12 protein-coding genes are annotated in these 14,950 nt (G+C 72.9%); 4 read left to right on the top strand and 8 right to left on the bottom strand.

Going from position 1 to position 14,950, the window contains the following annotated elements:
• Positions 1-89: 89 nt before the first annotated feature.
• The 7 genes from ABT263_RS30245 to ABT263_RS30215 all read right to left on the bottom strand — a co-directional run bounded on the left by ABT263_RS30245 (position 90) and on the right by ABT263_RS30215 (position 7,671).
• Positions 90-704, bottom strand: a complete 615-nt coding sequence (locus ABT263_RS30245; protein ID WP_352295152.1) for a hypothetical protein — start codon at positions 702-704, stop codon at positions 90-92.
• 169 nt (positions 705-873) lie between these two features.
• Positions 874-1,677 (bottom strand): exodeoxyribonuclease III, encoded by an 804-nt coding sequence (locus ABT263_RS30240; protein ID WP_352295150.1) that lies wholly within the window; start codon positions 1,675-1,677, stop codon positions 874-876.
• 131 nt (positions 1,678-1,808) lie between these two features.
• On the bottom strand, positions 1,809-3,596 hold the full coding sequence (ggt, locus tag ABT263_RS30235) for a gamma-glutamyltransferase (protein WP_352295148.1): 1,788 nt from the start codon (positions 3,594-3,596) through the stop codon (positions 1,809-1,811).
• A gap of 94 nt (positions 3,597-3,690) precedes the next feature.
• Positions 3,691-4,752: an ROK family glucokinase gene (locus ABT263_RS30230; protein ID WP_329492339.1), complete on the bottom strand. Its 1,062-nt coding sequence runs from the start codon at positions 4,750-4,752 to the stop codon at positions 3,691-3,693.
• Positions 4,753-4,793: 41 nt separating this feature from the next.
• The gene (locus tag ABT263_RS30225) at positions 4,794-5,627 is read right to left on the bottom strand and encodes an ATP-binding cassette domain-containing protein (protein ID WP_329490624.1); all 834 of its coding nucleotides are present in this window, start codon (positions 5,625-5,627) and stop codon (positions 4,794-4,796) included.
• Positions 5,624-6,655: an ABC transporter permease gene (locus ABT263_RS30220; protein ID WP_352295146.1), complete on the bottom strand. Its 1,032-nt coding sequence runs from the start codon at positions 6,653-6,655 to the stop codon at positions 5,624-5,626. Before ABT263_RS30220 ends, ABT263_RS30225 begins: the two co-directional genes overlap by 4 nt.
• Positions 6,652-7,671, bottom strand: a complete 1,020-nt coding sequence (locus tag ABT263_RS30215) for a substrate-binding domain-containing protein (RefSeq protein ID WP_329490622.1) — start codon at positions 7,669-7,671, stop codon at positions 6,652-6,654. The genes ABT263_RS30220 and ABT263_RS30215 overlap by 4 nt, the downstream gene beginning before the upstream one ends.
• 358 nt (positions 7,672-8,029) lie before the next feature.
• On the opposite strand from ABT263_RS30215, the gene ABT263_RS30210 reads away from it, so the two are divergent.
• The gene (locus tag ABT263_RS30210) at positions 8,030-9,121 is read left to right on the top strand and encodes an alpha/beta hydrolase (RefSeq protein ID WP_352295144.1); all 1,092 of its coding nucleotides are present in this window, start codon (positions 8,030-8,032) and stop codon (positions 9,119-9,121) included.
• A gap of 63 nt (positions 9,122-9,184) precedes the next feature.
• Here ABT263_RS30210 and ABT263_RS30205 read toward each other — a convergent pair whose 3' ends face one another.
• On the bottom strand, positions 9,185-10,777 hold the full coding sequence (locus tag ABT263_RS30205) for a PucR family transcriptional regulator (protein WP_352295142.1): 1,593 nt from the start codon (positions 10,775-10,777) through the stop codon (positions 9,185-9,187).
• Positions 10,778-11,202: 425 nt separating this feature from the next.
• Between ABT263_RS30205 and ABT263_RS30200 the strand changes: the two genes are divergently transcribed.
• From ABT263_RS30200 to pucD, 3 genes are read left to right on the top strand one after another with little or no spacing between them, the layout of a single operon-like run.
• Complete coding sequence (locus ABT263_RS30200; RefSeq protein ID WP_329490618.1) at positions 11,203-12,090, top strand: FAD binding domain-containing protein; 888 nt, start codon at positions 11,203-11,205, stop codon at positions 12,088-12,090.
• Positions 12,087-12,572, top strand: a complete 486-nt coding sequence (locus ABT263_RS30195) for a (2Fe-2S)-binding protein (protein WP_329490617.1) — start codon at positions 12,087-12,089, stop codon at positions 12,570-12,572. The genes ABT263_RS30200 and ABT263_RS30195 overlap by 4 nt, the downstream gene beginning before the upstream one ends.
• Entirely contained in the window at positions 12,569-14,941 is a 2,373-nt protein-coding gene (gene pucD, locus ABT263_RS30190; RefSeq protein WP_352295140.1) for a xanthine dehydrogenase subunit D, read from the top strand. The genes ABT263_RS30195 and pucD overlap by 4 nt, the downstream gene beginning before the upstream one ends.
• The last annotated feature ends 9 nt before the right edge of the window (positions 14,942-14,950 follow it).

Genomic DNA, 14,950 nt, shown 5'->3' with positions numbered 1-14,950 from the left:
CGACGGCCTGAGACGGGCCGTGCCGCCGGACCGACCGGTCCGGCGGCACCGTGGGGCGGGCCCGAGGGCCCCGGGTGCGGGGCGCGCCTTCAGGCGGACCCGGCGCCGCCGCGTCGCCGCAGCAGCCAGAATCCGCCGATACCGCCGACCACCAGCGCCGCGCCGCCCGCCAGCTCGGCGGGGTCGGCCGCGACCGAGCCGCCGAGACCGGTCTGCACGGCGCCGTGCGGGGCGACCTGCTGGCTGCCCGCACCGGACTGGCCGAGCGAGCCGGCCCACTCCCCGGCCGCCTTGCCCCACTCGCCGAGGCTCTGGCCGGGCGAGGAGGAGGCTCCGGAGGACGCGGCGACGGTGGTCACCGTGACGCTGGTCGAGAAGGCGGCGCCGTCGGGGCAGGTGCCGTCGACCTTGCTGTCGCCGCCGGCCTTGCCCGCCAGCCGCGCGGAGCCGGTGTGCCGGCCGTCCGATCCCAGGGTCAGGGTGGCCGGGCCGCCCTCGAAGGCCTGGGAGCTCGCGGTGATGGTCTTGGCGTCGGGCTTGTCGGACTTCTCGCAGGAGACCGTGACCGTCACGGTCTGGCCCGGTGCGGCCTGGGACGGGCTGACCGTGGCGGCGCCGTCCTTGGCCAGCGCGAGGGGGGCCGCCAGGCCGGTCAGCACCGTCGCGCCGATCAGGGCGGCGGCGGCCGTACGCGTGGGGCGCATACCGGAACCTCCGGGATTCTCGGGCGCGGCCGGGGACTCCGAAGTCCACGTGATCGAACAACCACACCCAGTCATTCACCGACGGTAGGCACACACCCAGCGCCCGGCCACCGCTCTGGCCCGTTCGGGCGAGCCGCCGCTACGGGGCGTGACGCCGGGCCCGGCCGGCTCAGAGCTCCAGGTCGACCACGACCGGGGCGTGGTCCGACGTCCCCTTGCCCTTGCGGGCCTCGCGGTCCACGTAGCTGTCCGTGACGGCGTCGGCGAAGGGCTTGTTGGCGTAGGTGAGGTCGATCCGCATGCCCCGGTTCTTCGGGAAGGCCAGCTGGCGGTAGTCCCAGTAGGTGTACGGGCGGTCGTACTTCAGCGGGCGGGGCACGACGTCCTGCAGACCGGCCTCGCCCAGGGCGGCGAGGGCGGCGCGCTCGGCGGGGGTGACGTGCGTCAGGCCCTCGAAGGCCGCCACGTCGAAGACGTCCTCGTCGGTCGGGGCGATGTTGAAGTCCCCGAGGACGGCGAAGGGGCGCTCCCCCGCGGCGTCCTCCAGCGAGGCCAGGCGCAGGGCCTCCAGCCACTCCAGCTTGTAGCGGTAGTGGGCGTGGTCCACCTCGCGGCCGTTGGGCACGTAGACCGACCAGACCCGGACCGGGCCGCAGGTGGCGGCGATGGCCCGCGGCTCGGTGTCGGGCAGCAGGGCGCCGTCGGCGAGGAAGCCGGGCTGGCCGGGGAGGTCGCGCACCACGTCCTCCAGACCGATCCGGGAGACGATGGCCACGCCGTTCCACCGGCCGGTGCCGTACGCGGCGGTCTCGTAGCCGAGCTCGCGGACCGGCTCGTAGGGGAAGGCGTCGGTGGAGCACTTGAGCTCCTGGAGGCAGAGCACGTCCGGCTTGGCGCTCTCCAGCCATTCCAGCAGCTTGGGCAGCCGCGCGGTGACGGAGTTGATGTTCCAGGTGGCGATGCGGACGGTCACGGCGGGCGGCCTTCCCGGTGGTACGGACGAGGGTGGGCGCCCGGCAGGACGCCCACCCCGAATCTACCGCCCGGCACCGACAGGCCCGCGGGCCCGCGGGCCCAGGGGCCACCGCCGTCGGGCGTCGGGCGTCAGGGCGCGGGGCGCACCACCGCCGCCGCGCCGCCGCCGCGCCGCACCGGCTCGGCGGCCGCCACCCAGCGGCCGTCCGGCAGGCGCTCGACGCCGGTCGCGGCGCCGATCTCGGGCGTGCTGGTGAACACGTGGCCGAGCGCCTCCAGCCGGGCCCGCTCGGGCAGGTCCAGGAAGGCCGGCTCGGCCTGGGTGGCGGCCGTGTTGCGCTGGCTGGCCCGTGGCGCGGCGATCGCCTGCTCCAGGCCGAGGCCCCGGTCCAGGCGTCCGAGCAGGACCTGGAGGGTGGTGGTGATGATGGTCGCGCCGCCGGGCGAGCCGGCCGCCAGCACCGGCTCGCCGTCGCGCAGCACGATGGTCGGCGAGAGCGAGGAGCGCGGGCGCTTGCCCGGTCCGGCGAGGTTCGGGTCCGGCACCCCGGGGGTCAGCGGGGTGAAGTTGAAGTCGGTCAGCTCGTTGTTGAGCAGGAAGCCCCGGCCGGGGACGGTGATGCCGCTGCCGCCGGTCTGTTCCAGGGTGAGGGTGTAGGAGACGACGTTGCCCCAGCGGTCGGCCACGGTCAGGTGACTGGTGCTCAGGCCCTCGTAGGGCTCGGGCTGGGCCGCGCCGGTGTTCGCGCAGTCGGCCGGGTGGCGCGGGTCGCCGGGGGCGAGCGGGCTGGTGAGCGCCCGGTCGGGGCTGATCAGGCAGGCCCGCGAGGCGACGTACCGGGGGGAGAGCAGTTCCTTGGCCGGGACGTCGGAGAAGGCCGGGTCGCCGACCCAGCGGTTGCGGTCGGCGAAGGAGATCCGGGAGGCCTCCAGGAAGTGGTGGTAGTACTGCGTGTCGTCGTACCGGCCGACGTCGCCGTCCTCCAGGATGCCGAGCGCCTCGCCGACGGTGGTGCCGCCGGAGCTGGACGGGGCGATCGAGTAGAGGTCGTAGTCGCGGTAGGCCACGTGGGTGGGCTGCTGGCGGCGCACCTGGTACGCGGCCAGGTCGGCGGCGTCCACCTTGCCGGGGCGGGCGTTGCGCCCGGAGGCCGGGTCCACCGGCGGGTGCTGGATGGTCCGGACGATGTCGGCGCCGAGGTCGCCCCGGTAGAGCGCCGCGGTGCCCTGCTCGCCCAGCTGGCGGTAGGTGGCGGCGAGCTCGGGGTTGCGGAACGTGGAGCCGACCGCGGGGAGCTTGCCGCCGGGCAGGAAGAGCTTCGCGGTGGCGGGGAAGTCCTTGAACCGGTCCTGGTTGAGCGCGGTCTGATCCTGGAAGGTCTGGTCGACGGTGAAGCCCTGCTCGGCGATCCGCCGGGCCGGCTTCAGCGCGTCGGCGAAGGAGCGCTTGCCCCACTGCCGCACGGCCGTCTCCCAGGTCGCCGGGGAGCCGGGCACGCCGACCGACAGCCCGCTGGTGACGGCGTCCGCGAAGGCCAGCGGCTTGCCGCCCTCCAGGAAGAGCGACGCGTCGGCCGTCCGGGAGGCCGTCTCGCGGCCGTCGATGGTGGACACCCGGCCGCTGTCGTGGTCGTAGTAGACGAAGTACCCGCCGCCGCCGATGCCGGCCGAGTACGGCTCGGTGACACCGAGCGCCGCCGCGACGGCGACGGCGGCGTCCACCGCGTTGCCGCCCTTGCGCAGCACCTCGATGCCGGCCGCCGTGGCGTCGGCGTCCACGCTGGCCACCGCGCCGCCCCAGCCCACCGCCTCGGGCACCTTCGGCGGCGGGGCTGCCGCCCCGGCCGGCCCGGCGGCGGAACAGACCAGAGCGGTGGCAAGCAGGAGCGGCGGGGCGATTCGGGCCAGAGCTCTCATCCGGAGGCCTCCTGAGTTGACGTCAACTCCGTTGTTTCACAGGAGGCATGGCTCGGACAACAGGGCGCCGCGACTACCGGCGGGTAGTCCGGCGCTACAGCACGCTGCGCTCCACCCGGCGCCGCTTGATGGTGCGGAAGCGGCGGGCGACCTGGCGGGCGAGGTCGGCGGCGCCGACCAGGCCCGCCTCGTTGCCCAGGGCCGCGTGCGCGATGGTCGCCTCCGGCCGGAAGCCGCGCCCGGTGAGGGTGCGGCGGAAGGCGTCGCGGGCCGGGGTGAGGAGGAGGTCGCCGGCCTCGGAGACGCCGCCGCCGACCACGAAGCGTCCCGGGTCCAGGGCGGCCGCGAGGTTGGCGATGCCGACCCCGAGCCAGGTGCCGACCTCGTAGAGCAGCTCGACGGCGGTCGCGTCACCGGCCCGGGCGGCCTCGGTGACCAGCGGGCCGGTGATGCCCTCGACCGCGCCGCCGGCCCTGGCCAGCAGCAGCTGGACCACCGGCGACTCCTCGGCGACCAGCTCGCGCGCGTCGCGCACCAGGGCGTTCCCGGAGGAGTACTGCTCCCAGCAGCCTCGGTTGCCGCACGGGCAGCGGTGGCCGCCGGGCACCACCTGCATGTGCCCGAACTCCCCCGCCAGCCCGTACTTGCCCCGGTCGACGTAGCCGTCGCGGACCACCGCGCCGCCGATGCCGGTGCCGAGGGTGAGCATCACCATGAGGTCCTCGCCGCGCCCGGCGCCGAACCGCCATTCGGCCCAGGCCGCCGCGTTGGCGTCGTTCTCGACGATCACCGGGAACCGCAGCCGCTCGCTGAGCGCCTGCTGGAGCGGTTCGTTGCGCCAGTTCAGGTGCGGGGCGAAGAGCACCCGGGAACGCTCGGCGTCCACCCAGCCGGCCGCGCCGATGCCCACCGCGTGGACGTCGTGGCGGTCGGCGAGTTCGAGCACCAGCTCGACGATGACGTCCTCGACGACCCGGGGGCTCTTGCTCTTGTCGGGGGTGTCGGTGCGCAGCTTCTCCAGCACCTTGCCCTCGCCGTCCACCACGCCCGCGACCACCTTGGTGCCGCCGATGTCGACGCCGATGGTGGGCAGCCGCAGGAGGCCGGCGGGCAGGGCCCGGCGGCGGCGCTCGGCCCGCGGCCCGAGGCCGAGCAGGCTGGGCAGGACCGGTGGCCGGGAGGCGGCGTTGGGGGTGGTCACGGCTGCGGACGCTCCTCACGGGGATCACGGGAGTCACGGGGTTCAGGGGTGTCGGTGCCCGGGCGGGCCAGCTCGTGCGAGAGCTCCTCCAGGTCGGAGCCGCCGGCCATCTCGGTGGTGAGCTCCTCCAGGCCGATCTCCGCCCGCGGGTGGCTGCCGGCCATCCGGCCCCGCTTGAGCAGGGTGAAGTGGTCGCCGACCAGGTAGGCGTGGTGCGGGTTGTGGGTGATCAGCACCACCCCGAGGCCGGCGTCGCGGGCGGCGGTGACGTACTTGAGCACCACCCCCGACTGCTTGACGCCGAGTGCGGCAGTGGGCTCGTCCAGGATCAGCGCCTCGGCGCCGAAGTGGACGGCCCGGGCGATCGCCACGCACTGGCGCTGGCCGCCGGAGAGGGTGCCGATCGGGCGGTCGACGTCGTGCAGGTCGATGCCCATCCGGGCGAGCGCCTCCCGGGTGGTGGCGCGCATCCCGTCGGCGTCCAGGCGCAGTCCGCCCCAGCGCCGCAGGCCCCGTTCGGAGCCGAGGAAGAAGTTCCGCCAGACGGGCATCAGCGGGACGACCGCGAGGTCCTGGTAGACGGTGGCGATGCCGCGGTCCAGCGCCTCGCGCGGGGAGCCGAAGCGGACCTCCTCGCCGCCGACGGTGAAACGGCCCTCGTCGTGCCGGTGCAGCCCGGCGATGATCTTGATCAGGGTGGACTTGCCGGCGCCGTTGTCGCCGAGCACGCAGCTGATCTCGCCGGCCCGCAGGGTGAGCGAGACGTCCTGGAGCGCCCGGACGGAGCCGTAGGTCTTGCCGACGCCTTCGAGGCGGAGCAGCTCGGTCATCGCGGTCCCCGTTCGGCGCGGCGCTTGACGAAGGTGTTCAACAGGGCGGCGAGCAGCAGCATCGCACCCAGGAAGAACTTGAACCAGTCGGGGTTCCACTGGGCGTAGATGATGCCCTTGCTCGCCATGCCGAAGATCAGCGCGCCGAGCGCCGAGCCGACCACCGAGCCGTAGCCGCCGGTGATCAGGCAGCCGCCGATGACGGCCGCCACGATGTAGATCAGCTCGTTGCCGACGCCCTCGCCGGACTGCACGGTGTCGAAGGAGAACAGCAGGTGCTGGCCGAGCACCCAGGCGCCGAAGCCGACGCCGAGGTAGAGCACCGTCTTGGTCCGGGCGACGGGCACGCCGACCGCCCGGGCCGCGGCCGCGTCGCCGCCGACCGCGAAGATCCAGTTGCCGAAGCGGGTCCGCAGCAGCACCCAGCTGCCGACCAGCAGCAGGCCGAGCCACCACCAGACGGTGGCCTTGACCGTCAGCCCGCCGACGGTGACCTCGGAGGCGAACAGCCAACGGCAGGCGCCGAAGCCCTCCATGTCGGAGATCGGCTTGGTCGAGACGGTGCCGGAGACCAGCTTGGTGACGCCGAGGTTGGCGCCGGTGAGCATCAGGAAGGTGCCCAGGGTGACGATGAAACTGGGCAGCTTCGTCCGGCTGAGCATCCAGCCGTTGAAGCCGCCGACCGCCAGCGTCACCAGCAGCGAGACCAGCACGCCGACCCAGGTCACGGCGGTGAGCTGGTAGGACACCATCGACGAGGTCAGCGCGGCGGTGGTGACCAGCACGCCGGCCGACAGGTCGAACTCGCCGCCGATCATCAGCAGCGAGACCGGGACGGCCATGATCCCGATGGTGGAGGCCGCGTACAGCACGGTGCCCAGCGAGGAGACCCGCAGGAACGGTTCGGCGACCGCGGCGAAGACCAGGAAGACCGCGGCGGCGGCGATCAGCGCCCCCAGTTCGGGGCGGGCGAGCACCCGCCGCAGCGCCGCCGGGCGGTCCTGGGCGAGGAGGTCGGTGGTGCTCAACGCGTCCCCCTCGCGACGTACTCGGCGAGGGCGTCGGCGTCGTCGCGGGTGAGGATCTGCGGCCCGGTCAGCACGGGCTTGCCGCCGCCGAGCATGTCCAGGTTGGAGCGGTAGAGCCAGAGCAGGTCGACGCCCTCGTAGCCCTGGAGGTAGGGCTGCTGGTCGACCGCGAAGCCGACCGAGCCGGACTTGAGGCCGGCCACCACCTGGGTGCCCAGGTCGAAGGTGTCGAGCTCGACGGGGCGGCGGGCGTCCTGGATCGCCTGCAGTCCGGTGGCGGCCATCGGCCCGGAGAGGGTCAGCACGGTGTCGATGGCCGGGTCGGCCTGCAGCTTGGCGGAGACGGCGGCCCGGGCGTCGGGCATGTTGACGCCGTCCACGTAGAGCACCTGGAAGGCCCCGCCGGCCTTGGACTGCGCGCCGGAGCAGCGCTGCTCCTGGCCGACGTTGCCCTGCTCGTGGATCACGCAGAGGACGTTCTTGCGGCCCCGGCCGGCGAGCTCGGTGCCGGCCGCCTGGCCGGCGGTGGACTCGTCCTGGCCGATGTGGGTCAGCGCGCCGAACCGGGCGGAGTACTCCTGGCCGGAGTTCACGGTGATCACCGGGATGCCGGCCGCCTTGGCCTTGCCGAGCACGTCGCCGAGCGCGTCCCCCTTGGCGAGGGTGACCAGCAGGCCGTCGACCTTCTGGTCGATGGCGGCCTGGACCAGCTGGACCTGGTTCTGGGTCTGGGCGTCGTTGGAGTACAGGAAGGTGATGTTGTCCTTGGCGGCGGCCTGCTCGGCGCCCTTGCGCACGGTGTCCCAGAAGGCGTCGCCGGCGCCGGCGTGGGTCACCATCGCGATCTTCCAGCGCGGGGTGGTGACGGCACTGCCACCGGCGGCCGCGGCCTGGCTGCGGGCGTGCTCGGCGCGGAGGCCTCCGGTACTGCTGCAGCCGGCCACGGCGGCCAGCACGGCGAGGACGGCGCAGGCGGGCCGGAACCGGCGGAAGGGGCGAAAGCGGGTTGTGCTCATCCCCATAGTCTCGCTGCCCGCCGCGCGCGGCATCGCACCGCCTCGCCCGCCGCCCGGATCCGCCCGGGCGGTATCGTGCCCCCGGTGGCGTTCCTGGGAGCCCGCTGGGTGCAGCGTCCGGGCGCGGGCCGTCAGGATGGCAGACTGGTGCGGGCCCCAAGTAGGGAAACAGCGCCGAAACGTGATGTTCCTCTCAGGTTCCTTACAGATTTGGACGGCAACCGATCCCGCGTTCCCGACCGTCTGATGCCATTGGAGCGCGTTCCGGGCGAGTGGGGCCCCGGACGGCTTTGAACCCGGATACGAGAATTTGATGCAACTGACAGGCACGCCATTCCTCATCTGCACGATCGTCCTCGTGCCGATCTCCATCGCGGCGGCGCTGCTGCTCTGGGGAAAGGTGCGCGGGCCGAGGCCGGTGCAGGTCCTGTCCAGGCTTGCCATGATCGTCTTCTGCCAGATCACCGCCGTGACGACGGTCTTCGTCATGGTCAACAACGCCAACCTGATCTACGGCAACTGGGACGACCTGCTGGGCACCGGCAACCACGTCCGGGCCGTGCCCTCCGTCCCCCCGGCCGAGGCGGGCGCCGGCGGGGCCCAGGCCGGCGGCGACGCCGCCAAGCAGCCGCCCAAGGTCCACCAGCAGTTCCGCAGCGTGGACGACCCCAAGGTGCCGAGCGACGTCCAGAAGACCGACCTCAAGGGCCAGCTGTCCGGCGTGGACGGCGAGGTGCTGGTCTGGCTGCCGCCGCAGTACCACGACCCGGCGTTCAAGGACAAGAAGTTCCCGGTCGTCGAGCTGATCCCGGGCTTCCCCGGCTCCTCCTCCACCTGGTACGGCACGCTCAAGGTCTCCGAGCAGCTCAAGCCGCTGATGCAGGAGGGCAAGGTGGCGCCGTTCATCCTGGTCTCGCCGCGCACCCTGCTGCTGGGCAACAGCACCGACGCCGGCTGCACCGACGTGCCCGGCAAGGTCAACGCGGACACCTGGCTGACCCGCGACGTCCCCCAGATGGTGCTGGACAACTTCCGCGCCGAGCCGTCGGCCGACCGCTGGGCGGTGGCCGGCTACTCGGCCGGTGCCCACTGCGCCGCCAAGCTGTCGCTGGCCCACCCCAACCGCTACCGGGCCGGCATCAGCCTCTCGGGCTACAACGACCCGGCGGTCGAGAAGTCCTCGCTGGTCGGCAAGGACGCCCAGCTGCGCGAGGCGAACAACCCGGTCACCATCGTGAAGACCGCCGCCCAGCCGCCGAAGGTCGCCCTGTACATCAGCGGCAACAAGGGCGACGGCTACGAGGACGGCCAGGCGATCGCGGCCGTCGCGAAGGCGCCGACCACCGTCCAGGTCCAGGAGACCACCGGGCCGCACTCCAGCGACGTCTGGAAGAACATGGTGCCGGGCGTCTTCCAGTGGCTCACCTCGATCATCCCCGTGCAGCCGTAGTCACGCGGAGGGGTCCGCCCCGCACACCGTCGGTGTGCGGGGCGGACCCCTTTCCGCGCCGGCTCAGGCCAGTTCGAGGGCCAGGTAGAAGTCCACCCGGTCCTCCAGCCGGGAGAGGTCACGGCCGGTCAGCTCCTCGATCCGGCCGATCCGGTAGCGCAGCGTGTTGACGTGCACGTGCAGCTGGGCGGCGCAGCGGGTCCACGAGCCGTCCGAGCGCAGGAACGCCTCCAGGGTGCGGACCAGGTCCGCCTGGTGCTCGATGTCGTAGGCGATCACCTTGTCCAGCAGCCGGCTGCGGAACGCCCGGCGGACCTCGTCGGGCACCGCGGCCAGCAGCAGCACGTGCGAGGCCAGCTCCTCCGGGCCGGCCACGCAGACCCGGCCGACCCGGGCGGCGGCGATCCGGCGGGCGTGCCGGGCCTCCTCCAGGGCGCCGCGCAGGCCGCCCGCCTCGGAGGCGGGGGCCGACACGCCGAGGGTGATCCGGCCCTCCGAGCCGAGGCCCGCCTCCAGCGGCGCGAGCAGCTCCCGCAGGGTGTCGGCGGGCACCGCACTGTCCAGCGCGGGCAGCACCACCACCGCGCCGGTGCCCGCCCCGGCGACCAGGGCGCGGTCGGTGGTGCCGTTGAGAGCTTCCTCCAGGATCAGCCGCACCGCACCCTCGGGCAGGCCGGTGCCCTCGGCGCTGAGCACCAGCCAGGAGCCGTCCGGTGACTGCGGCTTGGGCTCGGGGTTCTCGTACCGGGCGGCCATCGCCGAGGAGGCGTACAGGGTGCGGCTGATCTCGCCCGGGTCGGCGTCGCGCTGGAGCAGCGTCAGCACCTCGTCGGCGAGGCGGCGGCGCAGCCGGCGGCCCTCGTCGCGGCGGTGCCGCTCGGCGGCGACCAGCCGGGCCAGGTTCTCGGCGAGCTGCTGGCGCTTGGTGGTCCATTCGGTGACGTCGCCGGCCACCGCGAGCACCCAGTCGGCGAGCGGCGCCTGGACGTCGTCGAGGGCCGGGGCGGGCAGCAGCGAGTAGGAGCCGTTGGCCAGCCGGGCCCGGTGCGGGGGGCGGCGGCGCTGGCGCTGGGCGCCGAGGTGGGCGCGGACCAGCTGGTCGCGGTCCTCGGCGGAGAGCCGGTCGGCCGGGCCGGCGATCACCGCGCCGGTGGGCGTGAGCACCCAGCAGTCGAGGTCGAGGTCGCCGCCGAGGAGGTCGAGGACGGCGTCCAGTCCGCCGCCGCCGGCCGCGGAGACCAGCAGCCGGTGGCGGTCGACCAGGGCGGCCAGGTCGGCGGCGCGGTCGGCGGAGACCTGCCGGCCGATGAACTCGGTGACGGTGCCGAAAGCGATGTCGTCGGGTACCGCCAACAGGGGCATCCGGTGCCGGCGACACGCGTCGACGAGGTCCTCGGGGACGGGGCCGACCTCGGCCTCGCCGGCCGCGAGGGCGACCGCGCCGCCGGCCACGATGGTCCGCACGAAGCGTTCGGAGTCGGCCGGCCCGGTGCGCCAGAGCATGCCGGTGAGCACCAGCTCGCCGCCGTGCAGGTAGCGGCCCGGGTCGTGCAGGTCCGTGGTCATCACGCCGCTGACCTGCCGGTCGAGCTCTTCCTCGGCCGCGAGCAGGCGCAGTCTCGGGGCTCCGGGGGCGAGCAGGTCGCGGACACGCATCCGGGACTCCTTACGGGCTTGGGGTGGGGGTGAGGGGGCCCGAGCGCGCGGTCCGGGGGTCACAGTGTGCCCGAACATCCGTGCTCGGTGTTACGTCCCAACGGACGCCCGGATCACGGGGTCATAGCTTGGGAATCACGGCCGGATTACGGTCGTAGGCAGCACCCGGAAAACAGCTGGGCTGCGAGATTCTCGTCCTTAGAGGAACGTACAGGATGCCGGGCGGGACCACAGCCGGGGCTTCATGCCATCGGTGACTGCCAGTGGGCCCCGTCACAGAGGTTCACTGGCCACACGCCGCCGGACACACCCCGGTGACCAGGACCCGACGCGGAGGCGACGAAGCGGAGAGCGCGGTCCGAACACCGAGTTCCCGGGCACTGTGCCCACCCGTCCGGCCGGCAACGACTTGAGGAGACACCCGCATGGAGTTCCTTCGGCCCGCTACCTGGGACGAGGCACTCGCGGCGAAGGCTGAGTACCCGACCGCGCTGCCCATCTCGGGCGGTACGGACGTCATGGTCGAGATGAACTTCGACGTGCACCGGCCATCCGCGATTCTCGACCTGAACCGCATCACCGAGCTCACCGAATGGTCGAACGACGGCGACGTCGTTCGGCTCGGCGCCTCCGTCCCCTACTCCCGGATCATCGACGAGCTGTCCGGTCCGCTGCCCGGCCTCGCGCTGGCGGCCCACACCGTCGGCTCGCCGCAGATCCGCAACCGCGGCGGCGTCGGCGGCAACCTCGGCGGTGCCTCCCCGGCCGGCGACGCGCACCCCGCGCTGCTGGCCGCCGGCCGCGACGTGTTCGTCGAGGCGGACTCCGTGCGCGGCACCCGGATGATCCCGATCGACGAGTTCTACGTCGGCGTCAAGCGCAACAGCCTGGCGGCCGACGAGCTGATCAGGGCCGTGCACATCCCCGTCGCGGACGGCCCGCAGCAGTTCTCCAAGATCGGCACCCGCAACGCCATGGTGATCGCGGTCTGCGCCTTCGGCTTCGCGCTGCACCCGAAGAACGGCACCGTCGGCACCGGGATCGGCTCGGCCGCCCCCACGCCGCGCCGCGCCGTCGAGGCCGAGGAGTACCTGCGGGGCGTGCTCGCCGAGCGCGGCCTGTGGGAGTCCGGCGAGCTGCTGGGCGCCGAGGTGATCCAGCGGTTCGGCGAGCTGGTGAAGGCCGCCGCCTCGCCCATCGACGACGTCCGCGGCACCGCCGACTACCGGCGGCACTCGCTGGCCGTGATGGCGCGCCGCACGCTCACCTGGACGTGGAACGACTACAGCAAGCAGATCAGGAGCGCGGCATGAGGGTCACTTTCACCGCCAACGGCAAGCCGGTCGAGGCCGACGACGTCTGGGAGGGCGAGAGCCTGCTCTACGTGCTGCGCGAGCGGGTCGGCCTCCCGGGCTCGAAGAACGCCTGCGAGCAGGGCGAGTGCGGCTCCTGCACGGTCTACCTGGACGGCGTCCCGGTCTGTTCGTGTCTGGTCGCGGCCGGCCAGGTGCAGGACCGCGAGGTCCGCACCGTCGAGGGCCTGAGCGACGAGCAGGGCGAGCTGGGCCTGGTCCAGCAGGCCTTCGTCGACGCCGGCGCCGTCCAGTGCGGCTTCTGCACGCCCGGCCTGCTGGTGCAGACCGACGCGCTGCTGGCGAAGGACGCCCAGCCGAGTGACAACGACATCCGCGAGGCGCTGTCGGGCAACCTCTGCCGCTGCACCGGCTACGAGAAGATCATGGACGCGGTGCGGCTGGCTTCCGCCCGTACGTGCGAGAGGGCGACGTCGGAATGAGTACCCGCACCATCCAGGGTCAGAAGAACCTGCAGAACATCAACCAGGCCAGCAAGGACGGCATCGGCGGTTCGCCGCTGCGCCCGGACGGCAACCTGAAGGTCAAGGGCGAGTTCGCCTACTCGTCCGACCTGTGGCACGAGGACATGCTCTGGGGTATGGCGCTGCGCTCGCCGCACCCCCGGGCGAACATCCTCTCGGTGGACATCGCCGACGCGCTGAAGGTCCCCGGCGTGTACGCCGTCCTCACCCACGAGGACATCCCCGGCACCAAGTACTACGGCCTGGAGATCCAGGACCAGCCGGCCCTGGCGATCGACAAGGTCCGCTACCACGGTGAGGCCATCGCGCTGGTCGCGGCCGACCACCCGGAGACGGCCCGCCGCGCGGTGAAGAAGATCAAGGTCGAGTACGAGGTGCTCACCCCGATCACCACCGAGGAGCAGTGCCTCGACCCGGAGACCCACGGCTACGTGCACGAGCCGCACGAGTTCAAGTCGCACGGCTACGGCAACATCTGCCACGAGCAGAAGCTGGTCTCCGGCCTCGGCGTGACCGACGAGGTGCGGGCCCTGGCGGACGTCATCGTCAAGGGCAGCTACGAGGTCGGCATGCAGGACCAGGCCTTCCTCGGCCCGGAGTCCGGCCTGGCCGTGCCGGCCGAGGACGGCGGCATCGACCTCTACATCGCCACCCAGTGGCTGCACGTGGACCGCCAGCAGATGGCCCCCGTGCTGGCCCTGCCGGAGGAGAAGGTCCGCCTCACGCTGGCCGGTGTCGGCGGCGCCTTCGGCGGCCGCGAGGACATCTCGATGCAGATCCACGCCTGCCTGCTCGCCCAGCACACCGGCAAGCCGGTCAAGATCGTCTACGCCCGGGACGAGTCCTTCTACGGCCACGTGCACCGCCACCCGGCGAGGATGACCTACGAGCACGGCGCCACCCGGGACGGCAAGCTGGTCTTCGCCGACTGCCGGATCGTGCTGGACGGCGGCGCGTACGCCTCCGCCTCGCCGGCCGTGGTCGGCAACGCGGCCTCGCTCGGCCACGGGCCGTACGTGATCCCGAACGTGAAGATGCACGCCATCGCGCTGTACAGCAACAACCCGTCCTGCGGGGCGATGCGCGGCTTCGGCGCGGTCCAGGCCGCGTTCGGCTACGAGACCCAGATGGACCGGCTCGCCGCCGAGCTGGGCATGGACCCGGTCGAGCTGCGCCAGCTGAACGCGATGTCGGAGGGCGACTTCATGCCCACCGGCCAGCAGATCGACTCGCCCGCCCCGGTGGCCGAACTCCTGCGCCGGGTCAAGGACATGCCGCTCCCGCCGCCGCTGGACACCGAGCACCTGGACGTCCGCCAGCTGCCCGGCGCACTGTCCAACACCTCGCACGGCGAGGGCATCGTGCGCGGCGTCGGCTACTCGGTCGGCATCAAGAACGTCGGCTTCTCCGAGGGCTTCGACGACTACTCCACCGCCCGGGTGCGCCTGGAGGTGATCGGCGGCGAGCCGGTCGCCATGGTGCACACCGCGATGGCCGAGGTCGGCCAGGGCGGCGTCACCGTGCACGCCCAGATCGCGCGCACCGAGCTGGGCGTCGAGCAGGTCACCATCCACCCGGCCAACACCGAGGTCGGCTCGGCCGGTTCGACCTCGGCCTCCCGGCAGACCTACATGACGGGCGGTGCGGTGAAGCTCGCCGCCGAGGCCGTCAAGCAGGCGCTGATCGAGAAGGGCCGCCGGCGCTACGGCTGGACCCAGCACGACCTGACGCTGACCGGCGGCAAGGTGGTCTCGCCGTCGACGGGCGCCCTGGTCTCCATGGTCGACCTGCTCGGCGACGAGGCGATCGACCTCACCCGCGAGCACCACCACCGCCCGACCGTGCCGTTCGACAAGGAGACCGGGCAGGGCTTCGGCCACGTCCAGTACACCTTCTGCGCCAACCGCGCCGTGGTCGACGTGGACGTCGAGCTGGGCCTGGTCAAGGTGGTCGAGCTGACCGCCGTCCAGGACGTCGGCAAGGCGCTCAACCCGCTCTCGGTGGTGGGCCAGATCCAGGGCGGCTGCACCCAGGCGCTCGGCCTGGCCGTGATGGAGGAGATCATCGTCAAGGACGGGAAGGTCCGCAACGCGTCCTTCACCGACTACCTGATCCCCACCATCCTGGACACCCCGCCGATCCCGGTGGAGATCCTCGAACTCCCCGACCCGAACGCCCCGTACGGGCTGCGCGGGGTGGGCGAGGCGCCGACCGTCTCCGCGACGCCGTCGATCGTGGCCGCCATCCGCAACGCCACCGGTCTGGCGCTCAACCGGATCCCCGTCCGGCCCGAGCACCTGACCACCGAGGCCCCCGGACCGAAGTAGCCACCGGGT

It is taken from the genome of Kitasatospora sp. NPDC001603, from assembly GCF_040298365.1.
Taxonomy (GTDB): Bacteria; Actinomycetota; Actinomycetes; order Streptomycetales; family Streptomycetaceae; genus Kitasatospora.
Note: the sequence above shows the minus strand (reverse complement) of the source record. Positions and strands in the feature narration are given on the sequence as shown.